Here is a 10171-nt window from a genome sequence, read left to right as displayed (position 1 = left end):
CTCGCTCACCAGAGGTGAGCGAGAGCGCCGTTCGCCCGAGGTTCAGCGCCGGCGGCCGTAGCGCCGGTTGAACTTCTCGACCTGACCCGCCGAGTCGAGGACCCGGGCCGCACCCGTCCAGAACGGGTGCGAGTAGGAGCTCATGTCGACGCGGACGAGCGGGTAGGTCCGCCCGTCGCTCCACTCGATCGTCTCCCGCGAGGTCGCGGTCGACCGGGTGAGGAACGCGTCGCCCGTGCTCCGGTCCTGGTACACGACGGGCTCGTACGTGGGGTGGATGTTCGGTCGCACGGTGTCCTCCTCGGCATGTCCTGCTACGTTCACTGATGATAACGGTTGTCGTTTGCAGGAGATTCCCATGGATCGCACCGGGTTCGTCGCCGTCCGCTGCACCGCCTGCGCCGCCCACCCGGCGCTCGACGACACGCTCCGCGAGGCGGTGCGGGGGAGCCGGGGCGGGATCCTCGTCCAGTCGCGGTGCGTTCTCGGGGAGGGGTGCGGCGGCGGGTTCGTCGTGGTCCAGCCGTGCGACGACGCGCGGCGCGCCACCCGGCCTGCCCTGCGGATCGGGCCGGTGCGCAGCACGGCCGACGTCGCCGCCGTCGCCAACTGGCTGCGTGCCGGGCGCCTCGACCCGCGCGACCTCCCGGCGCACCTGATCGCTCTGCCCGCGGCATCGGTCAACTGAGCCGGTCACAGACGACGCACAGGAGACGAACAGGGACGCGACAGAGCGCCGAGGGACCCTCGTGGGGACAGATCGACGACCGCGAGGAGACCTCCGTGAGCACCGCGACACCGGTCCGCCCGCCGCGCCCCCCGCGCGCGCCCGACCCCGGGCGGCACCGCGCCGAGAGAGCTCACGGGGTCGCCCCGCCCGGCGCCCCCGGCCGGTTCCGACGGCGGGTGCGCGGCGCGGAGGGCGAGCCCCGCTGGTCCCGCCCGGCGCTGCTCGTCCTGCTGGCCGGCACGGCGGTCCTGTATCTCTGGAACCTCTCCGCCTCGGGCTGGGCCAACGACTTCTACGCGGCCGCCGTCCAGGCCGGGACCCAGTCCTGGAAGGCCTGGCTGTTCGGGTCGCTCGACTCGGGCAACGCGATCACGGTCGACAAGCCGCCGGCCGCGCTGTGGGTCATGGTGGCCTCGGCGCGGATCTTCGGCTTCTCCTCGTGGAGCGTGCTGGTGCCGCAGGCGCTGATGGGCGTCGCGTCCGTCGGGCTGCTGCACGCGGCGGTGAAGCGGTGGGCCGGGCCGGCCGCGGGCCTGCTCGCGGGCGCGGCCCTGGCCCTCACCCCGGCTGCAGTGCTGATGTTCCGCTTCGACAACCCCGACGCGCTGCTGGTCCTGCTCCTGGTCACGGCCGCCTGGGCGGTCACGCGGGCGGTCGACGCGGCGTCGGTGAAGGCGTCGAGCTGGTGGCTGGTGGCCGCCGGGTCGGCCGTCGGGTTCGCCTTCCTCACGAAGATGGGCCAGGCGCTGCTGGTCGTGCCGGCCCTCGGCCTGGTGTACCTGGTCGCGGGCGCCCCGCAGCTGCGGACCCGGATCGTGCAGCTGCTCGGGGCGCTCGCCGCGATGGTCGTGTCCGCGGGCTGGTTCATCGCGCTGGTCGAGCTGTGGCCGGCGGACAGCCGGCCGTACATCGGCGGCTCCACCACGAACTCGCTGCTCGAGCTCGCCCTCGGCTACAACGGCCTCGGCCGCCTGCTGGGCGGGAGCGGCAACGGCGGCGGGGGCGGCGGCGGTGGCAACACCGGGTTCGGCGGGTCGGCCGGCATCACCCGGCTGTTCACCGGCGAGATCGCCTACGAGGTCTCCTGGCTGTTGCCCGCGGCGCTGATCCTGCTGCTCGCGGGCCTGTGGGTGACCCGCCGGGCGCCACGGACCGACCGCACCCGCGCCGGCCTGCTGCTCTGGGGCGGCTGGACGCTGGTCACCGGCGTGGTGTTCAGCTATATGAGCGGCACGATGCACCCGTACTACACGGTGGCGCTGGCCCCGGGGATCGCCGGTGTGCTGGCCGTCGGCGGGCGGGCGCTGTGGCAGCGGCGGGCGTCGGTGTGGGCGCGGGTCACCCTCGCGCTCGCGGTGGTCGCCACCGGTGCCTGGTCGTTCGCGCTGCTGGCCGCGAGCTCGGAGAGCTTCACCTGGCTGCGCTGGCCGGTCGCGGCGCTCGCCCTGGTCGGGGCGGTCGCCCTGGTGGCGGGCGGCCGGTGGCGGCGCGTGCTGCTGGTCGGGGTCACCGCGGCCGTGCTCTCCGGCCTCGCCGGCACGAGCGCCTACGCCGTCGCGACGGCGTCCGTCGCCCACACCGGCAGCATCCCGTCGGTCGGGACCACCTCGAGCTCGTTCGGCTCGTCGGGCAGCGACGGCGTCGGTGGCCCGGGTGGCGGCACGCCGCCGGCGGCGTCGGGCACCGACGGCGGCCAGGGCGTTCCGACCGGGATGCCCGACGGCGGGCAGGGCGGTAGCGCCGACCGCGGTCAGGGCGGCCCCGGCGGCGGCACGGGCGGCACGGGCGACGCGACGAGCGCCGAGCTGACCGCGCTGCTCGGGTCGACCGACACGACCTGGTCCGCGGCGGTGTCGACCTCGCAGACCGCGGCCTCGCTGGAGCTGGCGTCGGGCACCGCGGTGATGTCGACCGGCGGCTGGGGCGGCTCCGACTCGGCGGTCACGCTGGTGCAGTTCCAGCAGGACGTCGCCGAGGGGAAGATCCACTACTACGTCGGCGGCGGCCAGGGCGGCGGGCCCGGCGGGGCGTCGGACTCCACCAGCAGCCGGATCGCCGAGTGGGTGGCGGAGAACTTCACGGCCACCACGGTCGGCGGCCAGACGGTCTACGACCTCACCACCTGACCCGCCGGAGCGCCTTTGCGCAGCTCAGGGCACGTCGTGAGCGGCAACTGACCCTCTAGGGGCAGTTGCCGCTCACGGGTACGTCAAGCCCCCGTCCGCGTGCGTCTCCCCACCGCGCGTCCCCTGTTCGCAGTATGGGCACCGCGGGTTCCGCGACCGCATGATCTGGATCGGTACACGGACGCCGGACGAGGGGGAGCCCGCCGATGGTGGTCACCACCGCACGGACCCGCACCCGCCCGCCGGCCGGGCGCGGCGGCCGGTTCCGGGCCCTGGTCCGCGAGGCCCGGTCGTGGCCGACGATCCTGATGATCGGGCTGTGCCTGCTCGCCGGCATCCCGCTGACCATCGCGCTGACCCCGGACCAGGAGCTGAGGATCCTGGGCCAGCACATCTCGGTCGGCGCCCGCACCCCCGACCTCTCGCTCGAGGGCCCGGCCCGGCTCGTCCAGATCGGCAACACCGAGCTCGACATCCCGCGGCTGCAGGTCGTCGGGCCGCTGCGCCCGCAGCTCGAGATGGGCCCGGTCCAGCGCAACGACGACGCCGCCCGGGTCCTGAACCCGGACACCACCGCCGAGGCGACCGCCCAGGCCGTCGACCAGCTGCGGACCGGGTTCGTGAACTGGTACCTGCTCGCCACGCTCGGCGTGGTCGGCACGGCCCTCGCCGCCGCCGCGCTGGTCGGCTGCGCGCGGGTGCTCGGGATCCTGCGCCGGGAGAAGGCGAGCGAGCACGTCACGGTGGCCGACGTCTGGCACCGCTGCTCCGGCACCATCGGCCGGATGTCGCTGCTCGCGGTCACCGTGTCGCTGGTGGCCTGGGGCGTGTGCGGCGCGCTGGCCTACACCGGCACGATGCGTGGGCTCGCGCAGGTGAGCTCGCTGTCCGACCTGGTCGGCAGCGCCCGCGTCACGCCGGCGCCGGTCGGCCCGCCCGTCTTCGGCTACGCGGGCGCGGTGATCGGCGACTCCCGCGCCGCACGCGTCGGCGGGCCGCCCGTGGCCGGGCCCGAGGGCGACGACGTCGCGTGCGAGCGCAGCGCCGACTCCCTCGCCGCCGAGCTGGGCACCATGATCCCCGGCCGCGTCCGCAACCTGGCCTGCCCGAGCGCGACCGTCGCGCAGGGGCTGCGCGGCCCGCAGCAGCGCGGGAACGTCCAGGTCCCGGCCCAGGTCGCGCTGCTCAAGCAGATGCAGGACCTGAAGTTCGTGGTGGTCGCCGTCGGGCCCAACGACGTCGGCTGGTCGGACCTGATCAAGTACTGCTACGGCGTCGAGACCTGCGACGACAACCTCACCCGCGGCGAGTTCGACTACCGGATGGCCGCCTTCGACCGGGACTACGCGGCCCTGCTCGAGGACCTGGCGGCGCTGCCGAGCAAGCCCCGGGTCGTCGTCATGACCTCCTACGACGCCTTCCCCCGCGACACCGACCCGGCCTGCCCGGACGCGCGCGGCCCGTCGTACGCGGTCGGCCTCACCCAGGACAAGATCGACCTGCTGACGGACCGGAACGACCAGCTCAACGCCGTGCTCCGGGCCGGGGCCGAGAAGTACGGGTTCGCCGTGGCCGATCCCGGCCTGACCCTGCTGTGCAGTCCCGGCACCGACGGGCTCGGCCCGGATCTGCAGGGCCTCACCGACCCGTTCGCCTTCCACCCGACGGCCGTCGGGTCGCTGCGGCTCGCCGCGACGGTGGCCCGGGTCGTCGGCCCGCTCGACGACTGACCCCCGGCCGCCGGGCGGCGGGCCTGGGACGATGGCGGCATGGCCACGCCGATCGACCTGTCCCCGGAGGAGCGCGCGCGCCCCGGCGCCGTCACCGACCCGCGCGAGGTGCTGCGCCTCGGCGGGGCGCCGCTGCCGCTGACCGTCCCGGCGCGGCTCTACGTCTGCGGGATCACCCCGTACGACGTCACGCACCTCGGGCACGCGGCCGCCTTCGTCTGGGCCGACACGGCGGCGCGGGTGATCCGGATGACCGGTGTCGAGACGGTGGTGGCCCGCAACGTCACGGACGTCGACGACGTCCTGACCAAGGTCGCGGCCGAGCGCGGCCGGGCCTTCGACGAGTTCGGGCTGACCCAGGAGTACTACGTCGAGCGGGACATGGCCGCCCTGCACGTGCGGCCACCCACGCACTCGCCGCACGCGCGCCACCACGTCGCGCACGTGGTCCGGCTGGCGATCGCGCTGCTCGCGGCCGGGGCCGCCTACGAGCGCGACGGGTTCGTGTACTTCCGCGGCGCGGGCGTCGCCCCGGGACAGGATCGCGACCGGGCCCTGGCGCTGCTGGCCGAGAACGGCGACGACCCGGCCGACCCGAGCCGCGACGACCCGTTCGACGTGCCGGTGTGGCGGCCGTCGGGGGAGGGGGACCCGGCCTGGCCGAGCCCGTGGGGTCCCGGGCGCCCGGGCTGGCACGCCGAGTGCGCGGCGATGGCGCTGGCCACCCTCGGCGGGGTCGTCGACGTCCTGGCCGGCGGGGCCGACCTGTCCTTCCCGCACCATGCCTACCAGGTCGCCATGGCCTCGGCGGCCACCGGCAGTGCGCCGTTCGCCCGCCGCGAGCTGCGGGCCGGCACGGTCGGGATCGACGGCGCCAAGATGGCCAAGTCGGCCGGGAACCTGGTGCTGGTCCACGACCTGCTGCGCGAGGCGCCGGGGCCTGCGGTGCGGCTCATGCTGCTCGACCGGGCGTGGGCGCAGCCGTGGGACTACCGGCCGGACGCGCTCGACGACGCGGCCGCGCTGCTGGAGCGGCTGTACGTCGCGGCGGGCCGGAGGGGTGACTCGCCCGCGGCCGTCGCGGAGGTCCGGGCCGCCCTGCTCGCGGACCTCGACGTCCCCCGGGCGCTGCGGATCGCCGTCGACGCCGGTGGCGACGCCGCACGCCAGGTCCTGCGCACGCTCGCCCTGCAGTAGCCGGGCCCGAGAACCGGGCTCAGCCCACCTCGACGACGGGGTGGTGGTGCACCGGGAAGTCGACCGAGTTCGCGATGAAGCAGGTCTCCGAGGCCTCGTGGTGCAGCGCCGCGGCCTTGTGCCGCATGGCCTCCTCGGCGACCCGCACCCGCGGGTGCAGCACCACCTCCGTGAAGTTGCCCCCGAACGTCGCCGACTCAACCATCGTCCCCTCGGCGGCGTCGGAGTACCCGGTGACCACCACGCCGTGCCGCGCGCACAGCGCCAGGTAGCTGAGCATGTGGCACTGCGCGAGCGCGGCCACGAGCAGCTCCTCCGGGTTCCAGCGCGCCCGGTCGCCGCGGAAGGCAGGGTCGGCGCTCCCGGCCAGCACCGGCTTGCCCTCGGCGACGACGTCGTGGGCGCGCGAGTAGGACCGGTAGTCGGAGGTCCCCGAGCCTTCGTCGCCCGTCCACCGCACGGTGACCGCGTAGCCGTGCGTCCGTGCCATCCGCCACCCCTCCCGTCGGTGCACGGCACGGTAGGCGGCACCGAAGAAGATGTCATCCGATTCAGGTGATGCCCGTCTCCGGCGGCTACGGGACCCTGCACGGCCGCTCGACCTCATCGCAGGAGCCCGTCATGGCCGCACCCGTCGTGCACGACGTCCGCCCGTACCCGATCGCCGACGAGACGTTCCTGATCAGCTGGGGGATCGACGCACCGCCGGTCGGCCACTTCCCGGTCAACTCGCTCGTCATCCGAGGCCGTGAGCCGGTGATCGTCGACACGGGCGCGCCCCTGGTGCGCGCCGAGTGGCTCGACGCGATCTTCACCGTGGTCGAGCCGACGGACGTCCGGTGGATCTTCCTGTCGCACGACGACCGCGACCACGCCGGGAACCTGCTCGCCCTCCTCGCCGCCTGTCCGAACGCGACCCTGCTCACCACCTGGTTCGCGATCGGCCGGATGGCCGAGGAGTGGACGACCCCGATCGAGCGCTGCCGGTTCGTCAACGACCAGGAGCCGGTGGACATCGGCGACCGGGTGCTGGTCTCGGTCCGGCCGCCGGTCTTCGACAACCCGACCACCCGGGGCGCGTACGACCCCACGACCCAGGTGTACTGGTCCGTCGACACGTTCGCGACGAACACCCCGCACCCCGTGCTGGAGTCCGACCAGCTCGGCGACGACGACTTCCGCGACGGGCAACTGCTCGGCGGTCGTCTGGTGGCGCCGTGGCACCGTTACCTCGACCAGGGCAAATGGGACCAGTGTGTGGGGGCCGTGCGAGATCTGGGCGTCGCGGTGGTGGCCGGCTGCCACACGCCGGTCATCCGCGGCCCGCGGGTCGCCGAGGCGTTCGAGCTGACCCGGCGGCTGCCCGCCGTCGACCCGTGGCGCGAGTTCGACCAGCACGACCTGGACGGGTGGATGGCCGAGGCCGGCGCGCTCGCCGAGCCGGGAGCCCCCACCTCCTGAGCAGCAGTCCCGGGAACGCTCTTGACCGGTGCGCGAGATGTCCGGTTGGCTGGGCGTGTGCCGCTCCGCGGCACCCGACCGCCGAGGGGACTGATCGACGTGAGCACTCGCTCCGCAGGGACCGCCTGACCCTCCGCCTCCCGGTACGCGCCCGGCCCCGAGCCGGGCCCGCCGTGATCCCGTTTTCCGGTACCGGCCCAGCCGGTCGCGCCGTCGTGCCCTCGCCGCACTCCGGCTCCTCGTTCGTGCCCGCCGCTGTGCGGCGACCCCGACACACCCGTTCCGAAGGAGACCATGCCCACCGTCGAGCTCAACCACACGATCGTCCTCGCCCGCGACAACCGGGCCTCCGCCACCTTCCTCGCCGACCTGCTCGGCCTCGAGGTCGGCGAGCCGTGGGGACCGTTCGTCCCCCTTCAGCTGAGCAACGGGGTGACGCTGGACTACGTCAGCGTCGACCACGACATCCCGCTGCAGCACCTGGCGTTCCTGGTGCCCGAGGAGGACTTCGACGCGATCCTCGGCCGCATCCGCGCCGCCGGCCTCGAGCACTTCGCCGACCCGCGGATGACGCAGCCCGGGATCAACCACCACCACGGCGGGCGGGGCGTCTACTTCCTCGACCCGGCAGGGCACGGCATGGAGGTGATCACCACGCCGTACGACACATCCGCCTGAGAACGCCGAAGGCCCCCTGTCTCCAGGGGGCCTTCTCGGGGTGGTGGGCGATACTGGGATTGAACCAGTGACCTCTTCCGTGTCAAGGAAGCGCTCTCCCACTGAGCTAATCGCCCGAGGCGGAGGCGGGAATCGAACCCGCGTACAGGGCTTTGCAGGCCCTTGCCTAAGCCACTCGGCCACTCCGCCCGAGGTCCCCCGGATGGTTTCGCGGGGATCGGACCTGGAGGCCCAGGCAGTGAATACGTGGTTTCCTCCGAGCGGACGACGGGACTCGAACCCGCGACCCTCACCTTGGCAAGGTGATGCGCTACCAGCTGCGCTACGTCCGCATGCACTCGGTTTCCCGGTGCTCGCCGGGGCTGCTCGCTCCGACGTGAAGAACATTAGCGCAGGGTCCCCGGGGCCTCCAAACCGGCCCCCCTGTTTCCCTGCGCCAGGCCTCTGACCTGCACGAACGGGCCGCAGGGAGTGCTGCGGCCCGACGGGCGCGGTCGGGGTCAGTCGCGGGCGCCGTCGCTGGAGTTGGGGGCGAGGAGCTGGTCCAGCGCGGCGTCGAAGTCGAGCCACGAGTACTCGGTCGCCGGCGGCACGCACTCGAACGTGCGGTCGAGGAACGCGGCCAGCGTCGCGGCGCACGTGGTGAACACCGCGTGACCGGACGGGGAGGCGAGCTCGACCTCGATCCGGGTGGGCTCGTGCGGGACCGGCTGCACCCGGACGTCGCCGGTACCGGCCGGGCCGAGCAGGCCGTCGGCCAGCAGGTCGCGGGCGAACACCCAGTCCACCGGGCTGCCCTGGCCGGTCCGGAACGACGCCTGGACCGCGTACGGGTCCCGGCTGGAGTACGAGAGCTCGACCCGCACCGGGACCGGCGCCGAGTCCGGCGTGATGAGCTCGAACGTGGCCGGTTCGCGGATGATCGTGGGCTCGTCGCGCATCCTTGGTCCTCTTCCTCGTGCCGCGTGGTCCGTCGTGCGGAAGAACGAGCGGATCGCCAAGATGTGACGGGTCGGGGGACGTTCTCCGAGGACCGGATCGGTCGCTTTCACACGGACGGGTTAGTGCTGTTCCCGTGTCGGGTGTGCCGACCTGCGAGGACGGGTGATCGCCCGGACGGCTGTGATCCACGTTTCAGACCCGATGTCGGCGAACCGGCCGCGGGCCGGCGCCGAACACGAGGTTGTGAGGGACGCACTGGTGGCGGATGTCGCCGACGGAGGGGGACCGTCGCGGGGCCGTCCCCGCGGCCCACGCCGGTCCGCCGGCCGGGCCGGGGCCGACGCGGCGCTCGTCGCCCGGCTGACCGAGGGGGACGACCGGGCCCTCGCCGAGATCTACGACCGCTACGGTCGCCCCGCCTGGTCCCTCGCGCGGCGCATCTGTGCCGACGACGGGCTGGCCGAGGACGTCGTCCAGGAGGTGTTCCTCACGCTGTGGCGTGACCCCGCGCGTTTCGACGCCGGTCGCGGTGCCTTCGCGACCTGGCTGCTCACCCTCGTGCACCACAAGGCCGTCGACGCCGTCCGCCGCGAGGCCACGATCCGGCGCCGCACGGTGCCGGTCGAGGACACCGACGACGCCCCGACCCCCGCCGGGCCGGGCGCGGACCAGGAGGCGCTGGGCGCCGTCGTCGCCGGGCAGGTGCGGGACGCCCTCGGCGGGCTGCCTGCCGAGCAGCGACAGGCCCTGGCGCTCGCCTACTACGGCGGCTACACCCAGCGGGAGGTCGCGACGTTGACCGGCGTCCCGCTCGGGACGGTGAAGTCGCGGATGTTCACCGGGCTGGCGCGGTTGCGGGCGGCCCTGGGCCCCCTGGCCGGCGACGGCCGGCTCGCGGACGGAGGTGCGTGATGACCGGGTCGCACGCGCGGGGCTGTCCCGCGGAGGAGCGCGTCGTCGCGTGGGTGCTGCGGGCCGCCGGACCGGACGAGGAGGCCGAGGTGCGGCGGCACCTGCCGACGTGCGAGTCCTGCCGGGCCCTCGTCCGGGAGACGGAGGAGACCCTCGCGCTGCTCGGCGACGCGGTCGAGCCGAGCGAGCCGCCCCCGCACCTGCGCGACCGCATCCTCGACGCCGCCGCCCAGACGCCGCAGGAGCACCGGGCGCCGCAGGAGCACCGGCTGCCGGAGCCGACCCCCCGGCCCCCGGCCCCGCCCGAGCCGGTGGAGGAGACCGGAGCGCCGCGGCGGCCGGCGACCACCGGCCCGTCCGGCGCTGCCGGGGCCGGGCCGGGCCGCGGCGGGCGC

At 74.4% G+C, this 10171-nt stretch carries 11 protein-coding genes and 3 tRNA genes; 8 read left to right on the top strand and 6 right to left on the bottom strand.

Annotated elements, in window-relative coordinates:
• Nucleotides 1-42: 42 nt before the first annotated feature.
• Nucleotides 43-291 (bottom strand): type B 50S ribosomal protein L31, encoded by a 249-nt coding sequence (locus PKE99_RS36820; protein WP_037040849.1) that lies wholly within the window; start codon nt 289-291, stop codon nt 43-45.
• Between the two features lie 67 nt (nt 292-358).
• On the opposite strand from PKE99_RS36820, the gene PKE99_RS36815 reads away from it, so the two are divergent.
• The 4 genes from PKE99_RS36815 to PKE99_RS36800 all read left to right on the top strand — a co-directional run bounded on the left by PKE99_RS36815 (nt 359) and on the right by PKE99_RS36800 (nt 5783).
• Nucleotides 359-688, top strand: a complete 330-nt coding sequence (locus tag PKE99_RS36815; RefSeq protein ID WP_051736771.1) for a hypothetical protein — start codon at nt 359-361, stop codon at nt 686-688.
• 218 nt (nt 689-906) lie between these two features.
• Nucleotides 907-2856 (top strand): ArnT family glycosyltransferase, encoded by a 1950-nt coding sequence (locus PKE99_RS36810; protein WP_037040850.1) that lies wholly within the window; start codon nt 907-909, stop codon nt 2854-2856.
• Between the two features lie 206 nt (nt 2857-3062).
• Nucleotides 3063-4586, top strand: a complete 1524-nt coding sequence (locus tag PKE99_RS36805; RefSeq protein WP_051736772.1) for a GDSL-type esterase/lipase family protein — start codon at nt 3063-3065, stop codon at nt 4584-4586.
• 39 nt (nt 4587-4625) lie between these two features.
• On the top strand, nt 4626-5783 hold the full coding sequence (locus tag PKE99_RS36800; protein ID WP_051736773.1) for a cysteine--tRNA ligase: 1158 nt from the start codon (nt 4626-4628) through the stop codon (nt 5781-5783).
• Between the two features lie 19 nt (nt 5784-5802).
• On the opposite strand, the gene PKE99_RS36795 is transcribed toward PKE99_RS36800, so the two are convergent.
• The gene (locus PKE99_RS36795; protein ID WP_037040852.1) at nt 5803-6273 is read right to left on the bottom strand and encodes an OsmC family protein; all 471 of its coding nucleotides are present in this window, start codon (nt 6271-6273) and stop codon (nt 5803-5805) included.
• Nucleotides 6274-6404: 131 nt separating this feature from the next.
• On the opposite strand from PKE99_RS36795, the gene PKE99_RS36790 reads away from it, so the two are divergent.
• Nucleotides 6405-7244 carry an oxygen-binding di-iron domain-containing protein gene (locus PKE99_RS36790; RefSeq protein WP_037041599.1) on the top strand — a complete coding sequence of 280 codons (840 nt, stop codon included), beginning with the start codon at nt 6405-6407 and terminating at the stop codon, nt 7242-7244.
• Between the two features lie 294 nt (nt 7245-7538).
• The gene (locus tag PKE99_RS36785) at nt 7539-7922 is read left to right on the top strand and encodes a VOC family protein (protein WP_037040854.1); all 384 of its coding nucleotides are present in this window, start codon (nt 7539-7541) and stop codon (nt 7920-7922) included.
• A gap of 41 nt (nt 7923-7963) precedes the next feature.
• On the opposite strand, the gene PKE99_RS36780 is transcribed toward PKE99_RS36785, so the two are convergent.
• The 4 genes from PKE99_RS36780 to PKE99_RS36765 form a co-directional block, all read right to left on the bottom strand.
• A tRNA-Val gene (locus tag PKE99_RS36780) sits at nt 7964-8038 on the bottom strand.
• A 1-nt stretch (nt 8039) separates the two neighbouring features.
• Nucleotides 8040-8111, bottom strand: a tRNA-Cys gene (locus PKE99_RS36775).
• Between the two features lie 70 nt (nt 8112-8181).
• Nucleotides 8182-8254 (bottom strand) — tRNA-Gly (locus PKE99_RS36770).
• A gap of 168 nt (nt 8255-8422) precedes the next feature.
• Nucleotides 8423-8863: an SsgA family sporulation/cell division regulator gene (locus tag PKE99_RS36765; protein WP_037040856.1), complete on the bottom strand. Its 441-nt coding sequence runs from the start codon at nt 8861-8863 to the stop codon at nt 8423-8425.
• Nucleotides 8864-9122: 259 nt separating this feature from the next.
• On the opposite strand from PKE99_RS36765, the gene PKE99_RS36760 reads away from it, so the two are divergent.
• Together PKE99_RS36760 and PKE99_RS36755 are read left to right on the top strand one after the other, a co-directional pair.
• Nucleotides 9123-9776: an RNA polymerase sigma factor gene (locus PKE99_RS36760; protein WP_037041600.1), complete on the top strand. Its 654-nt coding sequence runs from the start codon at nt 9123-9125 to the stop codon at nt 9774-9776.
• The coding region (locus tag PKE99_RS36755) for a zf-HC2 domain-containing protein (RefSeq protein ID WP_271214975.1) at nt 9776-10171 on the top strand (396 nt) is incomplete at its 3' end. The genes PKE99_RS36760 and PKE99_RS36755, both read left to right, overlap by 1 nt.

Source organism: Pseudonocardia halophobica (assembly GCF_027922425.1).
Lineage (GTDB): Bacteria > Actinomycetota > Actinomycetes > Mycobacteriales > Pseudonocardiaceae > Pseudonocardia > Pseudonocardia halophobica.
This window is presented reverse-complemented; position numbering and strand designations above follow the sequence as displayed.

Bases quoted from the DNA above. Each gene is read 5' to 3' on its own strand.
- PKE99_RS36815 (WP_051736771.1), top strand. From the start codon at position 359: ATGGATCGCACCGGGTTCGTCGCCGTCCGCTGCACCGCCTGCGCCGCC.
- PKE99_RS36805 (WP_051736772.1), top strand. From the start codon at position 3,063: ATGGTGGTCACCACCGCACGGACCCGCACCCGCCCGCCGGCCGGGCGC.
- PKE99_RS36800 (WP_051736773.1), top strand. From the start codon at position 4,626: ATGGCCACGCCGATCGACCTGTCCCCGGAGGAGCGCGCGCGCCCCGGC.
- PKE99_RS36795 (WP_037040852.1), bottom strand. From the start codon at position 6,273: ATGGCACGGACGCACGGCTACGCGGTCACCGTGCGGTGGACGGGCGAC.
- PKE99_RS36790 (WP_037041599.1), top strand. From the start codon at position 6,405: ATGGCCGCACCCGTCGTGCACGACGTCCGCCCGTACCCGATCGCCGAC.
- PKE99_RS36785 (WP_037040854.1), top strand. From the start codon at position 7,539: ATGCCCACCGTCGAGCTCAACCACACGATCGTCCTCGCCCGCGACAAC.
- PKE99_RS36765 (WP_037040856.1), bottom strand. From the start codon at position 8,863: ATGCGCGACGAGCCCACGATCATCCGCGAACCGGCCACGTTCGAGCTC.